This is a genomic window from Clostridioides sp. ZZV14-6009, assembly GCF_020658095.1.
Taxonomy (GTDB): Bacteria; Bacillota; Clostridia; order Peptostreptococcales; family Peptostreptococcaceae; genus Clostridioides.
In genome coordinates, this window is the sequence record NZ_JAGWDG010000002.1 from 1 (window position 1) to 22,484 (window position 22,484).

24 protein-coding genes and 1 riboswitch are annotated in these 22,484 nt (G+C 27.0%); of the genes, 5 read left to right on the forward strand and 19 right to left on the reverse strand.

The genetic code is table 11. The annotated features are described in order from the left end of the window. Positions 1 to 482 precede the first annotated feature (482 nt). The 6 genes from KGF36_RS03290 to KGF36_RS03315 form a co-directional block, all read right to left on the reverse strand. Complete coding sequence (locus tag KGF36_RS03290) at positions 483 to 1,751, reverse strand: hypothetical protein (protein ID WP_227827468.1); 1,269 nt, start codon at positions 1,749 to 1,751, stop codon at positions 483 to 485. 11 nt (positions 1,752 to 1,762) lie between these two features. After that, positions 1,763 to 2,575, reverse strand: a complete 813-nt coding sequence (locus KGF36_RS03295) for a hypothetical protein (protein WP_227827467.1) — start codon at positions 2,573 to 2,575, stop codon at positions 1,763 to 1,765. Between the two features lie 8 nt (positions 2,576 to 2,583). Beyond that, positions 2,584 to 3,795: a hypothetical protein gene (locus tag KGF36_RS03300; protein WP_227827466.1), complete on the reverse strand. Its 1,212-nt coding sequence runs from the start codon at positions 3,793 to 3,795 to the stop codon at positions 2,584 to 2,586. Positions 3,796 to 3,805: 10 nt separating this feature from the next. After that, positions 3,806 to 4,630: an ABC transporter permease gene (locus tag KGF36_RS03305; protein ID WP_227827465.1), complete on the reverse strand. Its 825-nt coding sequence runs from the start codon at positions 4,628 to 4,630 to the stop codon at positions 3,806 to 3,808. Further along, on the reverse strand, positions 4,623 to 5,339 hold the full coding sequence (locus KGF36_RS03310; protein ID WP_227827464.1) for an ABC transporter ATP-binding protein: 717 nt from the start codon (positions 5,337 to 5,339) through the stop codon (positions 4,623 to 4,625). The genes KGF36_RS03305 and KGF36_RS03310 overlap by 8 nt, the downstream gene beginning before the upstream one ends. A 72-nt stretch (positions 5,340 to 5,411) precedes the next feature. Then, the gene (locus KGF36_RS03315; RefSeq protein ID WP_227433053.1) at positions 5,412 to 5,768 is read right to left on the reverse strand and encodes a GntR family transcriptional regulator; all 357 of its coding nucleotides are present in this window, start codon (positions 5,766 to 5,768) and stop codon (positions 5,412 to 5,414) included. A 357-nt stretch (positions 5,769 to 6,125) separates the two neighbouring features. Here KGF36_RS03315 and KGF36_RS03320 point away from each other — a divergent pair, with 357 nt between their 5' ends. From KGF36_RS03320 to KGF36_RS03330, 3 genes are read left to right on the forward strand one after another with little or no spacing between them, the layout of a single operon-like run. Next, complete coding sequence (locus tag KGF36_RS03320; protein ID WP_227827463.1) at positions 6,126 to 6,584, forward strand: GyrI-like domain-containing protein; 459 nt, start codon at positions 6,126 to 6,128, stop codon at positions 6,582 to 6,584. A gap of 3 nt (positions 6,585 to 6,587) precedes the next feature. Next, positions 6,588 to 7,550, forward strand: a complete 963-nt coding sequence (locus tag KGF36_RS03325) for an ABC transporter ATP-binding protein (RefSeq protein WP_227854558.1) — start codon at positions 6,588 to 6,590, stop codon at positions 7,548 to 7,550. Then, positions 7,544 to 8,293: an ABC transporter permease gene (locus KGF36_RS03330; protein WP_227827461.1), complete on the forward strand. Its 750-nt coding sequence runs from the start codon at positions 7,544 to 7,546 to the stop codon at positions 8,291 to 8,293. Before KGF36_RS03325 ends, KGF36_RS03330 begins: the two co-directional genes overlap by 7 nt. A gap of 195 nt (positions 8,294 to 8,488) precedes the next feature. Here KGF36_RS03330 and KGF36_RS03335 read toward each other — a convergent pair whose 3' ends face one another. From KGF36_RS03335 to KGF36_RS03385, 11 genes are all read right to left on the reverse strand, one after another. Then, positions 8,489 to 9,544, reverse strand: a complete 1,056-nt coding sequence (locus tag KGF36_RS03335) for an SIS domain-containing protein (protein ID WP_227827460.1) — start codon at positions 9,542 to 9,544, stop codon at positions 8,489 to 8,491. 48 nt (positions 9,545 to 9,592) lie between these two features. Then, on the reverse strand, positions 9,593 to 10,393 hold the full coding sequence (locus tag KGF36_RS03340) for a PTS system mannose/fructose/sorbose family transporter subunit IID (protein WP_227827459.1): 801 nt from the start codon (positions 10,391 to 10,393) through the stop codon (positions 9,593 to 9,595). Next, entirely contained in the window at positions 10,386 to 11,177 is a 792-nt protein-coding gene (locus tag KGF36_RS03345; RefSeq protein WP_227827458.1) for a PTS mannose/fructose/sorbose/N-acetylgalactosamine transporter subunit IIC, read from the reverse strand. The genes KGF36_RS03340 and KGF36_RS03345 overlap by 8 nt, the downstream gene beginning before the upstream one ends. Positions 11,178 to 11,205: 28 nt before the next feature. Continuing rightward, entirely contained in the window at positions 11,206 to 11,628 is a 423-nt protein-coding gene (locus tag KGF36_RS03350; protein ID WP_227827457.1) for a PTS sugar transporter subunit IIA, read from the reverse strand. A gap of 15 nt (positions 11,629 to 11,643) precedes the next feature. After that, positions 11,644 to 12,123, reverse strand: coding sequence for a PTS sugar transporter subunit IIB (locus KGF36_RS03355; RefSeq protein WP_227850814.1), 480 nt, complete (start codon positions 12,121 to 12,123; stop codon positions 11,644 to 11,646). A 131-nt stretch (positions 12,124 to 12,254) separates the two neighbouring features. After that, positions 12,255 to 15,011, reverse strand: a complete 2,757-nt coding sequence (locus KGF36_RS03360; protein WP_227854559.1) for a sigma 54-interacting transcriptional regulator — start codon at positions 15,009 to 15,011, stop codon at positions 12,255 to 12,257. Between the two features lie 608 nt (positions 15,012 to 15,619). After that, entirely contained in the window at positions 15,620 to 15,922 is a 303-nt protein-coding gene (locus KGF36_RS03365) for a PTS sugar transporter subunit IIB (RefSeq protein WP_227850816.1), read from the reverse strand. 137 nt (positions 15,923 to 16,059) lie between these two features. Continuing rightward, positions 16,060 to 16,692 (reverse strand): thiamine phosphate synthase, encoded by a 633-nt coding sequence (thiE, locus tag KGF36_RS03370; RefSeq protein WP_227841410.1) that lies wholly within the window; start codon positions 16,690 to 16,692, stop codon positions 16,060 to 16,062. Between the two features lie 21 nt (positions 16,693 to 16,713). Continuing rightward, the gene (gene thiM, locus KGF36_RS03375; protein WP_227854560.1) at positions 16,714 to 17,505 is read right to left on the reverse strand and encodes a hydroxyethylthiazole kinase; all 792 of its coding nucleotides are present in this window, start codon (positions 17,503 to 17,505) and stop codon (positions 16,714 to 16,716) included. Positions 17,506 to 17,531: 26 nt separating this feature from the next. After that, positions 17,532 to 18,326 carry a bifunctional hydroxymethylpyrimidine kinase/phosphomethylpyrimidine kinase gene (thiD, locus tag KGF36_RS03380; protein ID WP_227827451.1) on the reverse strand — a complete coding sequence of 265 codons (795 nt, stop codon included), beginning with the start codon at positions 18,324 to 18,326 and terminating at the stop codon, positions 17,532 to 17,534. Between the two features lie 103 nt (positions 18,327 to 18,429). Then, a riboswitch (TPP riboswitch) is annotated at positions 18,430 to 18,522 on the reverse strand. Positions 18,523 to 18,615: 93 nt separating this feature from the next. Continuing rightward, the gene (locus KGF36_RS03385) at positions 18,616 to 18,927 is read right to left on the reverse strand and encodes a GIY-YIG nuclease family protein (RefSeq protein ID WP_227827450.1); all 312 of its coding nucleotides are present in this window, start codon (positions 18,925 to 18,927) and stop codon (positions 18,616 to 18,618) included. 291 nt (positions 18,928 to 19,218) lie between these two features. Here KGF36_RS03385 and KGF36_RS03390 point away from each other — a divergent pair, with 291 nt between their 5' ends. Together KGF36_RS03390 and KGF36_RS03395 are read left to right on the forward strand one after the other, a co-directional pair. Beyond that, positions 19,219 to 20,472 (forward strand): anthrax toxin lethal factor-related metalloendopeptidase, encoded by a 1,254-nt coding sequence (locus KGF36_RS03390; protein ID WP_227854561.1) that lies wholly within the window; start codon positions 19,219 to 19,221, stop codon positions 20,470 to 20,472. A gap of 142 nt (positions 20,473 to 20,614) precedes the next feature. After that, on the forward strand, positions 20,615 to 21,484 hold the full coding sequence (locus KGF36_RS03395) for a methionyl aminopeptidase (protein WP_227827448.1): 870 nt from the start codon (positions 20,615 to 20,617) through the stop codon (positions 21,482 to 21,484). 50 nt (positions 21,485 to 21,534) lie between these two features. Here KGF36_RS03395 and KGF36_RS03400 read toward each other — a convergent pair whose 3' ends face one another. Both KGF36_RS03400 and epsC read right to left on the reverse strand, forming a co-directional pair. Continuing rightward, the gene (locus KGF36_RS03400; RefSeq protein ID WP_227827447.1) at positions 21,535 to 21,726 is read right to left on the reverse strand and encodes a ferredoxin; all 192 of its coding nucleotides are present in this window, start codon (positions 21,724 to 21,726) and stop codon (positions 21,535 to 21,537) included. Positions 21,727 to 21,886: 160 nt separating this feature from the next. Further along, positions 21,887 to 22,477 carry a serine O-acetyltransferase EpsC gene (epsC, locus tag KGF36_RS03405; protein WP_227827446.1) on the reverse strand — a complete coding sequence of 197 codons (591 nt, stop codon included), beginning with the start codon at positions 22,475 to 22,477 and terminating at the stop codon, positions 21,887 to 21,889. Positions 22,478 to 22,484: the final 7 nt, after the last annotated feature.

Sequence of the window (22,484 nt, forward strand, 5' to 3'; positions counted from 1 at the left end):
TAGCTTTAGGGGTTTCCAGCAATTCAAGTAGTATTGGATAGGTTCTATCCTATCTCTACATATAAGTTTCCCTATATGCTGACTATTTTAGCTACTAACTCATGACTAAAGTCACGAGTGTGCGTAGCTATTTTTTAATCAATTAAATTTCCTGCTTTTATATACTTTTTGCTCATTTTTAAATTCTCCCCCTTTTCAAGTATAATGTATTATTTATCTATTATTTTTAATATTCTAATAATTAATTTTACCACTATATTACTATCATTTCAAATTTAAGTGAATTAAATATCGAATTAAATTAAAGTATATTAGAATATTTATAATATGTAAAAAATATTATTCAGATTGCTTTTATATCAAAGATAAAAATAAGACAAGATAATCAAAATATACGTATAATTATCTTGCCTTATTTTTATTTATTCATTTTTATATAATAAAAGTATACCAATCTAAAGTTATAAGATTAATACTATTATTTAATTTGCTACAAAAAACAACTTGTCTTGTAAACTTACATCTCCATTTATCAATTCAGCTTCATATACTGTTTTTTTAAGACTCATATCAAATACTTGAAATTTTATTGGTTTAGTTCCAACTATATCAGAAGTAACTCCACTTCCTTTTTTCTCTCCTGAAATATTTTCCTTTACACTTGAAATAGAATATATTTTATCATCTAGCAACTTAACTTTTCTAACACCAGATAACGCTTCATCATAATTTACTTTTAAATTAAGCCTTTCATAATCTTCTAAATTAATCTCATTGGAATCAACACTATAAACAAGATTAATTATAGAACGACTTTTATCTGTAACTATAATATTTAGTTTGTTATCTCTAACAATATAGTCTAACTTTGTTTTACTTAATAAACCCCTTTCCCTTTGGTCAGCATTTTTTTCTTTATTTAAATTATCCATAAACTTATTACTTTTATTGAAAGAATTCTCTTCTATATCATATACAATAAAATCTGAATAATTATCATGACCTTCAATGTCACCATTTATATCTTTGTTATTTAACCTCTCCAAATAAAGTTTAGTTCCAATAGAAAATTTAATCTCGTTAATACTCTGTTGGTATTTGCTTTGCGAATTTAAATTAAATCTATTTAATAATTTATAGGATTTATTTTTTATGTCTATCTTTAATATACAAATATTATTGACTGTAGCACCTGAAACATTGGTTTCACTAATCACCATATATAAATTTCCCCTATATATTTGGTTAAAAACAGTTCGCCAGCTATTTTCTTTAAAATCAGATTTTTTTAAATCAATATCAAAATTTTCTTCTAAACCACTTTTTAAATTTTTATTTGAAACTTTTATATAATCATTTAAATTGTTTCTTTCATGTACTGAATTAGACTTAGTAGAAGTATATGCTACACCTATATTCAAATCATCTTTATATATAAATTCGCTTCCTTTATCATCAATAAAATCGCTGTATTTCTTATCAATATGCAAATAATCATTTCCAATTTTAGTTTTAGGATTTATATCATTTCTTGTCCCATTTTTACTTATGATTACTTCTTCATAAGTATATTTACTTATATTAGGTGTATATACTAAACTCACTCTTCCTATATCCTTTATATTGCCATTTAAAGTTCTTATAGATAATTTATTTTTATTAAGATAACTCAATATCAAAGCCATAATAATCATTGATAAACATACTGTTATAAAACATATTGTATATTTTCCTAATTTCTTTTCTCTCATATATACACCTCCTAAAAGTCAATTTTATTATTTAAAAGTTTATTAGACACAAAACTACATACAAATATACTCACACTTGAATATACTACAGTAAATACATTACTATATTCATAAGGTATAATAAATTCTACAAGAATTATAAATATTAGAATTTCTATAACTAAAAATAGAAAACTCATTAAAGCCCTCATCTTATACACAGATTTATTTATAAGAATTGATGTAAATACTACACATATAACTCCTATTAGTAAAAATACATATTCTACTAATAAGTTCTCAAAGCTGTATGGAAGTAAAATATTTAACTTATATATTGTTTCTTGTACAAAATTATAGTTTGTAATACTACCAAGCATATAATTCGGTAGTATCTTACTTGCAATAAATAAAGTTATAGTAAATAATATCGTGTAGCTATACACTAGAAACAATACATTTAATAATTTAGATATATAAATATTAATTTTATTTTTAGGAAGCATCATAAGTGTATATATAGATTTACTTTTCATATCAAAATCTCTATACCAAATAAAGAAAGCATAACAAATACACACAAATATACCAAACAAAAAACATGATTGTATAGAACCCATTATGTTTCCAAAACTTGAAAATCCCATGACACTTACTGTTTCTATTGTCTTTCCTACTTTTGATAACTGCTCAGTTTTTACTGCATTCTCTATTATATAATTATAATCATTTAAATTTTTCACTAGATTTAAAAATACAATCGAACAGCAACAAATGATTATAAATATATAATTTTTTATGTTTCTTTTTAAATCAAACTCAAATAACTTCATTAAATCTCTCATCAATTCACCTACTTTATTCCAAATTCTAAATTGCTATTTGAACTATTAAACTGTAATTCTCCCTTATACACTATTTCTTTCGAATTTTTATTTATTATATATAGGATAGTCTTATTGTCCCAAGGTAGTACGGGATTTATTTTTGATGTACATACAATGATTTTATTTGAATCAATTTCAATGTTTCTAATGCTTCTTTCTTCTTTTTCATCCAAAACATATTTATCTTCAACTAAACCGCCATCTAGTATGTTATAAGTTATTAAATTTATCTCTTTACTTTTATTGGCATTATCTCTTTCTGACATTATCATATATAATTTACTATCTTTTAGCTTTGCTTTTTCCAAAGACATTCTATCATAACTTTTTAATTCTATTATGTTATCTTTATTCTCTTCAACATTATACTCAAGTAAATTTAGCTTAGAAGCAACATCGTCCCATGTATTTGCATTTATTGCTTCTATCAAAATATACATTTTATCTCCATCTTTACTAGAATAACTTACATCAATACTTTGTATATTGTTGTATTTTTCAAAAAGATACTTGCTTATATTTATACTTTTTATCGTCTCTATTTTTTTATTTTTAGTATTAATCTTTATTATATCTATAGTACTCAAAGCTTCTTCATCTTTTTCTGATGAGTCACTTGGAGCATAAAGCACAGACACATATAAGTCTTTTTTGTATCTTTTTGATGATAGTACTTTTACATGATACTCATCGATATCTTTATCTACTTTATATCTAGTTCTTATAAAGTTGTTCATATCTAGTTTTTCATATTCAATTTTTTTATCACTTCCTTCTGACATAAATACACCTTTTTCTAGGTCTTCTTTTTTCTCATCTATGACAAAATTTATCCCTCTTGAATTAGATTTAGAATCATCATTTATTTCAAAACCAACATGAGCTATTGAATCCAAACCACTAGAGACATCGATTAGATTATTCGTATTCTCACTCTCTTTTATTGATTTTAATAATTCTGTTTTTTTAGTTTTATTACTTCCATTTATTATATATCTTGAATTTATATATCCATTAAAATCATATCCAAAATCTATGTTTATATAGTCCAATTCATCTGGGTCACCTTTTATAGTTTTTATACTTAAATTGTTTTCATTGTTCAATATGTCTATACTAAAATATATTGCTACTGCTAAAAATATAATAAGTATAGATACTTTAGATTTTAATTTCATGACACACCTCCTAAACAGACAACTTCTTATTTATTAAAAAATAAGAGATTCCATTTAAAATAAACATTATAACTATAAAACTTAATACATAATTACCTAAAGAATTAAGTTGTGTTCCAACAAATCCATAATACTTTCTAAACAAACTAATTATATTTATATACACTGTTGAAAAATATAGCCCTGCCAAAATTATCAAGGTAATTAAAATCACATAAAGTTTACCTCTGTAAGAAAATGTGAATAATATACAACAATTTAAAAAAGAAATAGCTAAAAGCAGTAAAATCACATAAATTGTTATAAAAGAAACAAAATCGATTGGAATACTTTTTAAATTTAAATAATATAAATCCTGAGCAAAGGACATATTAACTATTGGAATATTTCTAAAAATAAAATTAAATATATATTTACATATAAATAATGTTGCTATCTGACTTATCAAAAAACCATATACCATTGTTATCAAAGCTATTGACTTAGATATGCAAAGCTTAAATTTATCCTGCGGTAACATCATTAAAGTATAAATACTTTGATTTTTAGAAAAGAAATCTCTTTTCCACATAAAAATATAGTATGTAAACATTCCCAATATTCCGTACAGTAAAATTATTTGGATACATCTAAGATTCCCAATTACACCTATTCCATAAAATACACCTCCAAAATCCTCTATTGCTAAGTTTATAATAAATTTAGAGTTCTTAAATTTAATAATTTCAAATAAATTTAAACACAGTGTAATTAAAGATAAAAAAGATATATAAGCTATATAAAACCTCTTATTTCTCCTTAAATCTACATTTATTAGACATAGAAGCTTATTCATTCTTATATACCTCCCTCATTTTATCTAATATAGACTTACCCTCTCTTTCTCTTAAATCTTCTGCATTAAATGATGTTATTATTTTACCTTCATCAAGAATTATAACTTCATCAACTAGGCTTTCTATTTCTACTATCTCATGAGTTGTTATAATAATAGCTTGATTTTCTTTCATATATTGTGCTATTACCCCTATAAATTCTTCTCTTTTAAACAAGTCAATCCCTGTGAATGGTTCATCAAGTAATATATAGTCTGGGTCTTGACAAAATCCAAGTATTAATTTTACTCTTGCAATATTTCCTTTAGATAAATTGTCAATTACTTCATTTTCATTCAGTTTAAATATATCCATCATTTCTTTTGATTTTTCTTTATTCCATCTTGGATAAAAAATTTCCATCAATTCAAATGACTCTTTTATTGTTGTATTACTAAAGTGAGATTCTACATCTGGAACAAATGCAAGTTTATTATATATGTTTTTATTCATTTTTTCTCCATCTATTAAAATCTCTCCACTGTCAATTTTTATAAGTCCTGCTATTGCTTTTAATACTGTTGACTTACCAACACCATTTATCCCAAGTAAAGCTGTTATTTTTCCTTTTTCAATATTAAAGCTTACATTCTTTAAAGCCTCTATTTTTTTTACTTTTAGCCCTTGCATTCTTTTATATGTTTTACTTACATTTTTAATTTCTATCATATTAGTGTCCTCCATATTTAATATGCTTGTACAATTAACCTTATAAGTTAAGTGTTTATATTTATTAAAAAACTAATATCTATCTTCTATTATCTTTAAAACTTCTTCTTTAGTAACATTTATCGCCTTCATATCTTCTATAAATACAACTAAAGATTCATTTATTAGCTCTAGTTTTAGATTTTTTAATATATTTTCATCAACTGTCACGCTACTCTGATAGTTTTTAAAAGTATTTATTATATTCATATCACCCATCTCCTTATATGCTCTTTGAACAGTATTTAAATTTACTTTTAAATTAAGTGCCATTTCTCTTCTTGATGGTATTGTTTCTCCTGGTTTTAATTCTCCGGTTACTATTTGTCTCTTTATATGCTTTATTATTTGCAAATAAATGGGAGATGTATTATCTAATTCAAAATTCATACTTCCTCCTATTCTAGTGTATTAATACGATAATACACTTTTTCTAAAAAAATACATTCCTACTTTAAATTTCATTTTATATTTCATTAAGTGTATTATACGATTAATACACTTGATTTGTAAACACTTTTTTATAAATTCTTTGATTTTAATTTATTAAATCATTGAAATCAAAATTCAAATAATAAGTTTACAAAATCGAGCATCAAATGAGAGGATATATATTTTATGTTATGTTAGACTTGAAAACAAGCAAACAAGGTAAGGTTATCTCATCAACGAATCAAAAATCTTATATTGTACTAATACTTAATGGATTAATGAAACCATTATAAACATACTTAGGGAGGAAAACAAATGAATTATAAAATTGAAATTAAAAACATCGAATCAGTCACAGCAGCTACTATGAGTTACAATGGACCTATGACTGAAGCAACAAAATATTTTCCAAATGTATTTAAATCTATAAAAGGAAAATCAAATGGTGCACCATTCTTTTGCTACCATAATGTTGACCAAGAAACTGGCATAGGAAAAATGGAGTTATGTGTACCAACTGCTGAAACTCCAAATCGTATGGGTGTAACAATAAAAGAGTTTCCTAAAACAAAAGCTTTGTTTTTTACCCACATGGGTTCCTATAGTAATTTGCCAAAAACATATGAAATGATATTTAAATATATTCATGAAAATAATCTAACGATACAAACTCCTTGGAGAGAAGTATTTATTAAAGGACCAGGTATGCTAATAAAAGGTAATCCAGATAAATATATTACAGAAATCATATTTCCACTTAAAGAGGAGGAATAATATATGTTGGCAATCGAAATCAACAATTTAGTAAAAGAATATAAAAATGGTGTAAAAGCTTTAAATGGTCTAAGTTTTAGTGTAAAGGCTGGAGAAATCTTTTCTTTGCTTGGTCCAAATGGTGCTGGTAAATCTTCGCTTATCAATATTTTGACCACTTTTTACAAACCTACAGCTGGTAATGTAACAATGTTTGGAAAAGACTTAATAAATAATCCATCTTGGATACGCACTCAAATTGCTTGTGTAGCACAACAAATATCTATTGATGAACACCTGTCTCTTATGGAAAACATGCTATTCCAAAGTAAAATGTATAAAGTGGAACCACAAGTTGCAAAAGAAAGAATAAACTCTTTAATTGAAAAATTTGAGTTAACTAGTTACTTAAAGTATCCTACCTCATCTTATTCTGGTGGAGTAAAACGTAGATTAGATATAGCTATGAATATGGTGTCATCTCCTAAAATTCTATTTTTAGATGAACCTACTGTTGGTATGGATGTAGATTCAAGAAAAGCTATGTGGGATATGCTACTAAAAATTAGAGATGAATATGGTACAACTATTTTTCTAACTACTCATTATCTTGAAGAAGCTGAACAACTAAGTGATAATATCTGTATTATGAAAAATGGAAAAGATTTGGCACAAGGAACACCATCTAGTTTGCGTAGTTATATTAAGCAAAACATACTTCGTATCGTATTTCATGATAATGAAGATATAAAAAAATATAAAAATGATATTAAAAATACTTGCTTAGTTAAATTTATGAATGTACGAGGAAATTCACTTTTTATAAGTGTAGAAGATAGTAGAACTGCACTTACTTCAATAAATAAATTTCTTTTAGAGCATAGTATAAAGTTTGATGCAATAGAAATTGTAGAACCAAGTCTTGAAGATGTTTTTTTAGCATTAACAAATTCTAAAAAGGATTCAAAGGAGGAATGGAAATGTTAAATATCTTATGGCGTAATATGAAATGGCGTTTTAAAAATCCAATTTCATTTGTAGTTACTATATTACAACCTCTTCTTTGGCTTGTACTTTATAGCTCTGTCGCAAACCAAACTATGAGTGATATGAATATTGATAATTATACAGCTTTTATACTTCCAGGTATAATTGTATTGGTTATCTTTTCATCATGTTGTAGTGGTGGTATCATCAATTTTATAATGAAAAATAGCGGAAGTTTTTATAGAGTTTTAATTGCACCTATTAGTAGATATTCCATTGTCTTTGGTCAGTTACTAGAAGCTATCCTAGTGTCTTTTATTGAAGTAGCAATTTTATGCATAGTAAGCATATTCTTTTCAGTAAAAATAGCATCTGGTATTGGTGGAATTGCTATAATGATAGTATTGATATTTATGACAGCCTTTTTTTTATCAAGTCTTGCTTATGCTATAAGCCTATTATTACCAAATGAAATAATTTATGAAACAATTATGACTGCCATTGTACTTCCTATTTTCTTTTTAAGCTCTGCTCTCTTCCCTGTTGAAGATTTATCTGGAGGATTAAAAATAGCAGTTATGCTCAATCCATTTACCCATGTTATTAATACTTTACGTAGCCTAATATTTGGTAAAACTATTCTGGTTGGAGATATACTACCTGTTATAGTGTTATTTTTAATATTATGTTGTGGAAGTTTCGCACTTGCTATGTGGAGACTAAAAAAAGAAATGGTAAGTTAATTTTTGAAGATAATGTGTGTAGATTTGTAAAAAACTAATCTATTATATATACACTAAAGATACACTAAAAAAGGTGGTGTTCCAAAATGATTAATTAAAATCATTTTGAGACACTACCTTTATAATTCATGCTACTTAAGTGTATATTTATAAATTTATACAAGAAACTATAAACTAAAGTACTTATATGTATAATTACTTATTAAACTTCTTACTACCTAACTTCATGTGGAACTTAGTATCTTTTGGAATGCTTGGGTTTATACCTCTTAATGTAGGTATTTCTCCACATATCAATTGTATAGGTACTATGAAGTTAAACGTTTGATAGTAAGGGTTATCTATAATATTTGCCTTTAAATTTTTGTCTTCTTCTGCAACATCTCTACCTATGACAAATACATTGTCTGTCCATCCAGAAAGTACTTCAACCATCTTAGTTACTCTAGGCTCTTTCCCTGTATCTAGTATAAATATAGTAGAATCACTATTTATAGCATTGTACACACCATGTATGAACTCTTCAAACTCATATCCAGTTACAGGTATTCTCATTGTCTCTAATAATTTTAATGCTGACTCTAATGTATCTCCATATATATCAGAGTTGCCTACTATTCTTATTTCTTTAGCGTTAACTAGCTTTTCTTTGTTTCTTTCAATCCATTGTTCAGATGATTTATATACTGATTCAAATCTATCTATTGCATCTAATATCTTATTTATCTCTTCATTGTACTTTTCACTAGATATTATTCCTTTTTCTCTAGCTATTTGAAGACCTAATAACATTAAATTTAACTTTGTGCAATAAAAGCCTTTTGTTTTCGCACCAGATTTTTCTTCACCACAATTCACTGTTAATATATAGTCAGAAATCTCATCTATCAGAGCATTTTTACAACCCGCCATAGATGCTATTTTACAACCTTTGTCTTCAGCTAACTTCATAGCATTATATACAGAATAACTACTTCCACCTTGAGATATTCCTACTACCAAAGTATTTTTATTATCAAATTTAAACGTATCTTCAGTTATCATAAATGGATACTTTTCTACAACATCTATGTCTAATAAATTTTGTAAATATGGTTGTACTTGCAATCCTGAGTGGTAACTAGTACCTGAACCTGTTATTATAATCTTTTTTATATCTTCTTTCTTAATTTCATTAAATAAATTATCTGCATTAGATATCATTTCTCTCATTTTAACTGGTGTTTCTAACATATAATCTTGTATTCTCATTTTGTATGCCTTCCTTATTCATATATTCAATAAATTATAATTTTGTTTCTATAATAATCCTATTGCATGTAAAGCAATTCCTCCCACTATAATGCCTAGAGTTAACTTTGTTACACTTACCTTTCGCTTTAACATGTAATATATTACAAATGCAAAAGTTAAAGGTAACATATTAGGTATTATTTTATCTAATATATCTTGTAAAACCACTTCTGCACCATTTAAATTAAATTTTAATGGAGTGGTTATACTTAACATTGTTGCAACCATTCCTCCTACAACAAATAAACCAACTGTTGTAGCCATAGACATTATTTTCTCCATAAGCCCTTCTCTTTGTATTCTTTCAAGGGAATTTACCCCGACTTTATATCCATATTTAAGTCCAAGTATTCTTAGAGCAAATGCTGGGATATTGTACAATAGTAAGAATAATAGTGGTCCAAATATATTTCCTTCTTTTGCAAGTGATACTCCTATTCCAGCCGCTATAATTCTAAATGTTCCCCAAAACAGCGAATCCCCAATTCCTGCAAGGGGTCCCATAAGAGCTGTTTTAACAGCACTAATTGAACTTTCATCAAATTCTGGATTATTAGCATTTTCCTCTTCCATAGCTGCTGTTATACCTAATATAGCAGGAACTACTACTGTGGTTGTATTAAACATCTCTAAATGTCTTTCTATTGCTTTTGCTTGATTTTCTTTTTTATTATATAACTTCTTTATTGCAGGTAACATTGCATAGCAGTAACCTAAGTTTTGCATTCTTTCATAATTGAATGCACCTTGAAGAGCAAATGAACGCCAAAACATACTTCTTAATTCTTTTTTTGTTAGTTTATTCAAAGTCAATCTCTCCTTCCGTTAAAATATTAGTTGCTACTTGAGGATTTTGACTATTTTCTTTGTTATTAATATAAAAGTTTAATATAACTGCTACACAGACTCCAAACAACGCTATTGCAGTTATATCTAGTCCAACATAAGATGCTAGGAGGAATCCTATAAAGAAAAATACAGACATCTTTTTTGAAAGTAACATATCCATAAGTAGTGCAAATCCTACTGCTGGTAACAATGTTCCTGCAACACCTAATCCGTCTAGTATAACTTTAGGTATTGCATTTATTAATGTTGTAACTTTATCAGCACCAATCATAATTGCTAAAAATGTTGGAACTGATGTACTTAAAAAGAATAATACTACTGGCACCCACATCATTATGGTAACCTTTTTAAAGTCAGCTTGTTTAGCATAGAAAACTGCCTTTTGAGAAAAATATGAGTTTACTATTCTAACTAATACTCCAAGAGATTGTGCTAAGACTGCTACTGGCACTGCTACAGCTAGAGCAACTTCTGCACCATTTCCTGATAATATAGCAAAAGCTGTACCTAATACACCACCTGTTACTACATCTGGAGGAGTAGCTGCACCTATTCCTGCAATTCCCATCCAAATTAATTCAAGTTGTGCACCAATCATAATTCCTGACTTTATATCTCCTAAAACTAATCCTACTAATGCCCCTGTAACTATTGGTCTATCAAACATAGATTGACCAAATATACGTCCATCTAATATACCAAAGCCTGCTATAATAGCTAACATAATAGCTTGTACTAACATAGTGAACCTCCCTCTTAATTTACATTAATTACATCACATTCTTGATTTCATTTTTATTTTCTAATAATTCATTTACATGAACAATTCCATTTCTCGCTTCCTCTAAACCCGATTTAGCTAATAGCTTTACATCCTCTTCTGGTGATAAAAGAATAGCCAAAAGCATTGGTAAATTTACTCCTGTTAATAACTCAAATTTAAACCCCTGCAAAAGTAAATTAGTACATATGTTTGCTACACTTCCACCAAATATATCTGTTAGTATGATAAGTTCTCCATTATCTTTGTTATTTGATAATATACTTATCATTTCTTTCTCAGCATCGTCTGCTGATTTATCTTTTGTCATACAAAAGTACTCAACATTACTTAATGAACCAATTATTAATTTACTTGTCTCAACAAGCTCCTTAGACAATTCTCCATGTGTTGCAATTAAAAAATTTTTCATTTTCTTTCTCCCAAATTATTTTATTAAGTCTGATAATTTTTTCTTTTTGTCTCTAGGTAACATTCTAAATTCTATATCAATTCCTAAATCAGTTATTTCTTTAAAATTGTTTATATCATTATCATCAACAGCAACTAAGTCTGTCAGCTTCTTCTTTCCTTCTTCGTATCTTAATCCACCTACATTTATTTCTTTTAAAACTCCTCCTGAGTTTTTAGCTACATCTAAAGCATCTTTTGTATTTTTTACCAATACTAATACATTACTTTTCTTTGAAGAAGCAAATTTTTCTACTATTTCTCCAGATTCCTCTATCCCCCTTATATATAAAGTTACATTACTAGGCTTAGCTAAATTTAATGACATGGCTTTCATTTGATCGTTTTTTGCTTCATCATTTGCAACTAATATTACATTTATACCTAGTGATGTTGTCCATCCATATGCCACCTGCCCATGTATTAGTCTGTCATCAATCCTCATTAAAGATATCATTTTCCTCAAATCCTCCATTATATATTAAAATTTTTATTTTTTATCCTCTTGTTTACTTATAAAAGCAAAAAGCATGCCAACTAGTGGCATACTTTTTTTAATTTTATTTATTTATTTTTTAATACTGTATTTTACTGAAGTGGACCATAAATAATATTATAGATGTATCCTATTTCTGAAATAGATATATGCACACTATAACTCTTTTCTAGCACACTAAATGCATTTTTTATTAGTTTAACTTCACTGTGATGGTTTTTAATTAATAAATTCATATCAGTATACTCTTCAATCTCAGCTTGTCTAACTAATCTTTCAATCATACAACTTAAGTGAACATATAAAGCAATTTTTTTATCATTAGGAAGTTTTTTCTTTTGATTATTTTCTATAGCGTTGATTCCTTCTTCTATTCTCTCTATTATTTTTTTTGAGTCTAAAATAGTCAGACTATCTATTACTCTAGTCAAAGAAAAATTCTTTATGATAGAATCATTTATGTTTTTGATTTTTTCACTTTCTACTACTTTACTAAATATTCTAAAGACATCCTCTTCTCCTTTTCCTGATATTATATCCTCTAACAGTATGAAATCTACTCCATTTACATTTGGATTAGCAGTTCCTACTATGGCCAATACATCATACATCTTAAAAATTGGATCTTTACCTCCCATAAAAACAAGACTCTCATAATCATGAGGTATTATCTTAACATCAACTATACCAATTAAACTTTCTGAAAGTAGATGTTGGATTTTTATAGCAGTACCTATCCCAGTAAAACAAGAAGATACTATAGCATACTCCTTATTTTTTTGAGGATAATACAATTGTATATTGGGTTTAATTTCTTCATCCATAATTTCTGCAATATCTTCAATATTTTTACCTTGCATTAATAAGTTGCCTACCTCTAATGCAGAAATAGTGGATATTTGGTCTATAAACAACATTGGACTATTTATTTTGCTCTTTAAATCTTCATATATCAGATTAAGAGAGCCCATATCAAATAACACAACTAGTCCATTTTTTATCCTATCTCCTTCCAAGTATCTAGACATTTGATTTGATACATCAGCAATTGTCGAATCTATTGGCATATCAATAGCTGTAAATACATTTTTACCCAACATACGATTACATACATTTGCCATACTACTAGCAGTAGCATACCCATGTGCTATAATCATTGCATTAACTTTATTAGACCTCATTCTTATAACGGTTGACTTAATAAATATAATCATTATAATTATATCTACATTATTAAGGTACATATCCAATCTATTTGCTATTAATGTCGATACTTTATTTACTATAGAGTATTCTTTGTAATTCTCTTTTTTTAAATATGTTAGTAATTTACTTTGTAAGATTTTACATTCATCAGACAATTGATAAGACTCATCCTTCAAATAAAGATACGAAGAAAATGCTAATACATTATTCCCATCATATTTTATATTGTTGTTAACTTCTAAATTTCTAAATATGTCCTGCATTATAGATATTATAAGCTCCATAAGTACATTTTTATTTTCATCATTATTTGAAAAAACTAAGTTATCCATTAATCTAATCATTAAGTTGGAGCTCTTTTCACTAAATAACTCTTTCGTTATTTCTTTTTTTTCTAGTCTATCAAAATAATCTAAACACTTTATAAGACTTTGATATATTATATTTCTTTTATTTCCTTCATTTGATGTCTCAATATTAAATTGTTTAGGAGAAAACACAATACTTTTGCTTTTAGCACTTTGGAACTGAAATATATCTACATTTTCTATATAAATATTTCTAGGAAGGTCTTGAAGTGTAACAAAAATATTTCCATTTCTTTTTTGATTTTTTGCATATGCCCTTCCACATGCATATTTTATTACATTTTTACATTCACCTATATTACCTTTGAATTTTATCTTTAAAATTGTATTTAATGTAATTTGAGTTATCTCTATGGGTAAACCAAGCACCTTACTTTCCTCATATATAAAATGTTCTATAATCTTCCTTTTTTCAATAGTTCCTCTTTCCTCTATATTTGGAACATAAATATTTATAGGTATTCTTCTTAAAAAAGTCTGCAAAAACTCAGATAAGCTTTCTGTTGTAGCAAATACTAGTCTTACCTTAGCACTTCTATTTACTCCATTCTCTCCAATTCTAGAAAATGTACCTGTATCCATAAATGTAAATAACTTTTCCTGACCTTCACTGTTTAATCTATGTACCTCATCTAAAAATAATATACCACCATCAGATTTCTCTATTAACCCAGCTCTAGATTCATTTGCTCCAGTATAAGCTCCCTTGACATGTCCAAATAGTATACTTGATAATAACTCTGGATTATTATAATATTGTGCACAGTTTAGTACATTATATGGAGAATTTTTTTCTAATATATTACTACTTACACTATATTTATATATTACCTTCGCTAAAAAAGTTTTACCTACACCACTTTCGCCTGTTAGCATTATTGTAAGTCCATCATTTGGATAAAGTACAGCGGTTTTTATTTGTTCTATTGCCTCTTTTAGGCTACTTTCATGACCTATAATACTGTTAAATACAATTTCCTGCTTTAATAATTTACACTCATTATTAAGTTCATCAACACTTTCATAAATACTTTTTTTTGTAGGACCTATTGCATCATTTATCTTATTTTTTGGTAGAAAGATAACAGGTCTACTATTTATCTTTATAAGATTATCAGACTTTACCAAGTCATTTAATAATCGACTTGATTGAGTTCTACTTAAATTAAATTTTTTTACTATATCTTCTGTTACTATACCACTCTGGTTTTTAAGTTCATCAAAATTGTTAAATAATACCTTTTCATTTATAAAACGTAAAATCTCATTCTTCATAATCAACCTCCAATATAAATGTCAATAATACCAATGTATCATTTATATATTAGTGCAAATTTAGGAATAAAGTACATATAAAAACAACTCTATCTTTTTTAAGTAAGAGTAAAATTTTAAAATACTATACACATAAATATTATAGATAATGATAACATCATATTCTCCTTTATTAATTTTTCATCTAGAAATAATTTTTTCTAAATTAATTATATATTAAGAATCTATAAAGATGAATAATTTAAATCAGCCTTGTTGAAAATAAAAAATTAGAAAAAAATTTCGATATATTTTTTTATTAAGAATATTCTATTAGACTTAAATTAATGATTTTAAATTTTATTTAGTATATAATAAATAAAAAGAATATTAATAGTTGATTAGAAAAAATTTGTAAAATCTTAAATTTTGATAGAAATATAAAAAGCTATGATTTTTATAAGGATAATATTTGTAACCTTAACATTAATAAATTTCAATTCTTCAAATTTTAATTCGAATATTATATCAGGATGTTTAATTTTTTCTGTACTCCTTTCATCATTTATTTTTGCTAAAGAATATAAAAAGTGAACTCTATATCATAGAGTTCACTATAGAAGATTGATTTAACTTAGTATTTCTAGTACTGTATTTAATACAGCATGACCATTACAAGTACCATAGTTTACCATATCTATTATAGCTACTGGAGCTTTATCTCCAACTATAGATTTTACATCATCAAACATAAATCTAAGCTGTGGTCCAAGAAGTAAAATATCAAAATTACCAAGTTCTGATTTTATATTTCCTTCTCCAACTGCCCATATTTTACAGTCTATATCTCTTTTCTTTGCATCTTTCTCCATTTTATTTACTAATAAAGTAGAAGACATACCACCAACACACACTAATAATATCCTAATCATTAATATCTCCTTTTTAATCAAATCTACATATATTCTGATTAAAAAGTATATGTAGAAAAGTTTACATTTATAACTTCCTGTATTTTACTTTTAAATTATATCAAATTTTTCCAATTTTTTCACTACTATAGCTTATTTTATATTTTTAATGTCCACTTTTCTACTTCTTCACAAATATTTTCAGATTTTAATATTGCAGATATTATAGCATATCCATCACTATTTAAACACTTAAGTTTATCTATATTATCTAGTTTTATCCCACCAATCAATACAAATGGTATATCTACCTTTTCTTTAATTTCTTTGACAGTTTCAAATGATGCGGATTTAGCATCCAATTTAGTAGATGTTGTAAATATAGACCCTATACCTAAATAGTCTGCACCATCATTTTTTGCACAGATAGCTTCTTCTAAAGTTCTTGCTGATACACCTAGTATTTTATTCTTCCCTATAAGCTTTCTAACTTCCTTGGCATCAATGTCACTCTGTCCTACATGTACTCCATCTGCATCACAAATAATTGCTATATCTACTCTATCATTTATTATAAACTTAACACCATGTTTTCTAGTTATTTCCCTTAGCCTCATAGCCTTTTTTAAAAATTCTTTTCCAGAAGCATTTTTTTCTCTAAGTTGCACAGTTGTTATTCCAGAAGCTATTGCATCTTCAATACATTTATAAAAATCTCTACCTTCTAGCATTTCAGAATCAGTCACTAAATATAACTTTAAGTCTTTTTTTAAACATTCTTTATCTATCATTTACATCCTCCTGTTGAGCATTTATTCATTTAAAAATTCAATATTAGAGTATTTACTTATAATCTCTTCGTCCATTTGGTAAATAGAATTCATTAGCTTTTCTTTAAATGTACCTATTGGTGGATTATTTAAATTAGCCAACTCTCCACTTAATGACATTGTAAGTACACCCATTGTAGCTGCTTCTAATGTATTTTTAGTCACAGCCATAAAACTTGCAATCAAGCTAGCAGTCATACATCCTGTACCTGTAATACCTTTTAGCTTCTCAGTTCCATTATTTATTTTATATGTATTCTTACTATCAGTTATTATATCTATTTTTCCAGTTGCGGCAACTATACATTCAAGCTTTTCAGAAACTTTTTTTATTATATCAGTAGAATCTTCTTCATCATCAAAGGAATCTACCCCCTTACCCATTACATCAAAACCACCTATAAATTTTATTTCTGCTATATTCCCTTTAACCACGTCAAATTTAACTTCATTTAGAAGCTTATTTGTAAGTTCTGCTCTGGCTTTACTTGCAAAGACTCCCACTGGGTCTAAGATAACAGGTTTATTGTATTTATTTGCAACCTTTCCAGCCAATAAAAACAAATCTAATATATTTGAATTCATGGTTCCTATATTTATAACTACAGCATTTGCTATACTTACCATTTCTTCTACTTCTTCATATGAAAAACTCATAAGAGGGCTTGCACCTATAGCTAAGGTTACATTAGCACAATCATTTATTGTTACATTATTAGTATAGTGAATTACTAATGGGTTTACTTTCTTTGCATCTTCAATTAAATTATACATATTCTACCTCCATAAAATTTTATTTACTATTCAAACTTATAAAAATGATGTACTGGACCTACTCCATGACCTATATCAAAACTATTTTTTATTGCTTCTGTTATATAAATTTTACTTAATTTTACTGCTTCTTTTATTTCATAACCTAATGCAAGGTAAGATGTTATTGCAGAAGATAATGTACATCCTGTTCCATGTGTATTTTTTTTATCAATTCTTTCACTTTTATACACTTCAAATATATTTTTACCAACTAAAATATCCACTGCTTCTCCATCTAAATGTCCGCCTTTCATAAGAACAAATTTAGGTCCAAGCTCTAATATTTTCTTTCCTACACTGTTCATATCATCTACATTATGTATTTTTATTCCTGTAATTTCTTCTGCTTCTGGAATATTTGGTGTAATTATATATGCAAGTGGTATTAAATATTTAATTAGATTCTCCTTTGCTTCTGGTTTTAATAAATAATATCCACTTTTAGATATCATTACGGGGTCTACTACTAAATATTCTGGATTGTATTTTTTTAAATTTTCAACTATTTCAAGTATAATTTCTGGGCTTGAAACCATTCCTATTTTTACTGCTCTTGGAGGTATATCATCAAATACTGCCTCTATTTGTTTTTTTATTATACTTTGACTTAAATCTTCTACCGCAAAAACACCTTGAGTATTTTGTGCCGTTATAGCTGTTATTACACTCATTCCATATGTGCCAATTGCACTAAAAGTTTTCAAATCAGCTTGGATTCCAGCTCCTCCAGATGAATCTGAACCAGCTATTGTAAGTGTTGGTATTTTATAGTTACTCATTTATACCCTCCTAAAAATTTAATTTAAATAAATTAACTAAAAAAGCTATACCTACAATAGGTATAGCTTAGAAATTCGCATATATCACAAATAATACATACTTAAGTTTTATACTAAGCTTTCCTACGCTGGCATTATCCAGTTCAGGTGTAAGGGTCGGTATTCCTCTCAGCTCTTGGCTCCCCTAGCTATTTTAATTTATTATATTTATAACTTCATTATATTACAATAGTATTTATTGTCAAGTTTTTACACTATATACATTTATTTACTATGTAATTAAAGACACTTACTTCAGTTCTTTTATCTGTTCTCCAATAATGTAATTTTCTTTATTGTCAATTGAATCTATAAGTATATTGGGATTTTTTATTATAGATAATTTTTTATCCCTAGTTAATTTTTTTATATAGTATTCTAATTTCATTGCATTACTTTTTGTATTTGTTACAAAGTAAACTTCTAACTTTTTAAATCCCTTTGCTCTTGTATACTTTGAATTAATTCCTAGCTTATGTTCATTCATTCTTCTTGCTATATTGCTAGTATATCCAGTATATAGAGAATCATCTTTACATCTTATAATATATGTAAAATACATCTTAATTCACATCCTTAAATTAAATATATAAACATTATATTATAAAATAAAAAAAACTGCTGTAAATTATATATATTAATCAGCTCTAACAATAACTCAAATGCAAATTAGTAAAGTAGATTCTAAGAGTATTTGACGCTAAATTTTGACATATTAATAACATATTTATTCTTCTAACAAAAAATTCACAAATATAAAAAATAAAATTTTCAAAAAAATTATAATTTTCAAAAAAATAAATTGACATATATAAAAAAATTATGATAACCTAATAAAAAGGGGGCAATGATTATGGAAAACAATTTAATTACAGCTAAAAGCAATAATATTGAATTATCACAAAAGAACTTATTTAAAGTCAATTTACAGATAGGTGTATACTTTACACTTTTGTCAAAATCACTTAAAGCCTTTTACAAAAAAGAAGAAGATTTTTATTGCATTGCTCTTGCACCATGCAATGTGTCTGATGAAAAAGCAAGTAAGAAGATAAATATTTCTGAGATGATAAAAGAAATTAATACTTTAATTGAAAGTGTAACTGATAAAAGCGAACTTTTAAGCGAAGAAATATTTACAAACAATCTATCAGAATTTTTTGACGAATATTTAGATAACATTTATATAGAGTTAAGACAAGCATATCTATATCTTAAGAAGAACACAAACAATCTTGATATAGAAAACTCCATTGAATATGTATTCGATGTCAGTATAAGTAATGAAACAAAAATGAAAGAAAATCCACTGATTAACTTTAATTCACTTTCTTTAGTGGTATGGAGTGGTGAAACAAAAAATATTTTACATCAAATGAACATTTTAGATTTAGAAAATATTCACTCCTATCTTTCAGAAAACAATACAAATATGACTCTTTATCAAGATGATAATCTCAAATATGAAGTTAACGAAAACAGTGAAAATATAGGAGAAAGTAATATAGATATAATTGAACAAATGCTTATACTTCCAGATAATTCAGACTATGATAAAGATGAAGTTGAAAACATGAAAAACAGACTTTCAAACATAAATGGAAAATATCTACAAACACTTAAAGAAAAAGATATAGTTATAAAATTAATAAATTCAAATTTAACTGATGAACCAGAATTTAGTGATTTAAAACACCAATTACCTCCGTGTTGGGTAAGATCAGGTAAAACTTGGAAGGATGTACCTGGGGTATATAGAAACAACTCTATTGTAGCTAAAATAGGTTATAGTAACCCTAGTTATGCAAATGTTCATTCAGCTAAAAATTTGGAATTACATGAAACTGCACATGCCATAGATAAAAATGTCTTAGACAAAAAATCAAATTCAGAAGAATTTATGGAAGTGTTTACTCAAGAAAAATATAAACTTTATGACCCTAAACAAGTTGCACATGCATACATTAGTAAATTCCCAGAAGAATTTTTTGCGGAATCATTTGTGCATTATTATCTTGATGAAGACTCAAAAAATATATTGAAAGAAAATTGTCCTTTAACATATAATTTTCTTGAAGAATTAGAACTAAGCTATGAAATACATTAATACTTAATAATATATTTCTATTTAATAAATTACTCTTTATAAAAGACTTTTTGATATTTATGTTATAATATTTCTAATGGTTATATTTTAAAATAGTTTATGTAACCCATGATTTAAATAAATAATAAAAGGATGAAGAGTTATGAAATTAAACAGAAATGATACTTGTTGGTGTGGAAGTACTAAAAAATATAAAAAATGTCATATGGATATAGATAATAGAATAAATTCATTCGCTCAGCTAGGTCATATTGTACCTACTCATGACATCATAAAAAATGCAACACAAATTGAAGAAATAAAAAAAAGTGCTGTAATAAACACAAAGATTTTAGATTATATTTCGGATAAAATTAAAGTTGGAATGTCTACAGAAGATATAAATGAATTAGTTCACAACTTTACATTAGAAAATGGAGCTATTCCTGCACCACTAGATTATAATGGTTTTCCTAAAAGTGTATGTACATCAATAAACAATGAAGTTTGTCATGGTATCCCAAGTAAAGACATCATATTAAAGGATGGAGATATTATAAATGTAGATGTTTCTACTATTTTTAATGGATATTACTCAGATGCTTCAAGAATGTTTATGGTAGGAAATGTTAAAGAGAATGCAAAAAAATTGGTTCAAGTTACTAAAGAATGCATTCAAAAAGGTCTTGAGGCTGCTAAACCATGGGGATTCTTGGGTGATATAGGTGATGCTATTAATTCTTATGCAAAAGAAAATGGATATTCTGTTGTTAGGGAAATTGGTGGGCATGGAGTTGGACTAAATTTTCATGAAGACCCATTTGTAAGTTATGTTTCTAAAAAAGGAACTGAAATGTTATTGGTTCCTGGAATGATATTTACGATAGAACCTATGGTAAATGAAGGAACTCATGAGATTTTTGTTGATGAAGAAAATGATTGGACTATCTACACAAAAGATGGTAAATTATCTGCTCAATGGGAGTGCATGATTTTAGTTACAGAGACAGGAACTGAAATTTTAACTCAATAAAAAATAAAAGCCTATAAAGATTGAGTTTTCAATCTTTATAGGCTTTTATTTTATTCATGCACATCTATTGCATCAACTGGACAGCTTTCTCTAGCTTCTGCTGCTGATTCTTCAGCATCACTTGGTATTTCATCAACTATAACATGTGATTTTCCATCATCCTTCATATCAAATACTTCTGGACATATTGATGGACATAATCCACAACCTATACAAGTATCTTGATTAACATTTGCTTTCATAATAAAATCCTCCTAAACGTTACAAATTTAAAATTTTGTTTACCAAAGATTGGCGAACTAAAACTTTGACCTTCAGTTCTTTTTTATTATGTCCTCAAATTTGAAAATAATACCTTTTCAAAATAAATTTTATAAAATTTATTTTATAGTTGTGTTATGACTATATATAATATACATTGTCTAGCTCTTCGTATTCGTAGGATACTTCTCTTTTATTCTTTTTTACAGGTTCTAGATTTCTTATTTTCACTATTTTTGCTGGTATACCAACAACTGTGGCTCCATTAGGTACATCTTTAACAACAACTGAATTTGCACCAATTTTTGAATTAGAACCGATATTTAAAGGTCCTAGTATTTTTGTTCCAGCTCCAATTAATACATCATCGCCAACAGTTGGATGTCTCTTTCCAGTATCCTTTCCTGTAGCACCCAAAGTAGCTCCTTGATATATTGTTACTCTATTTCCCACTTCAGCTGTTTCACCAATTACAACACCCATTCCATGGTCTATCAAAATACCTTCTCCCATTTTAGCCCCAGGATGTATTTCTATACCAGTCATAAATCTGGATATCTGGGATATTAATCTAGCTGTAAAAAGCATCTTCTTCTTATAAAGAAAATGAGCTATTCTATGCATTATCATTGCATGCACTGATGGATATAGTAAAAAAACTTCTATCTTAGATCTAGCTGCTGGATCATTTTTCATTATATATTCAATATCTTTATTTATTTTTTTAAACAAAGTATTC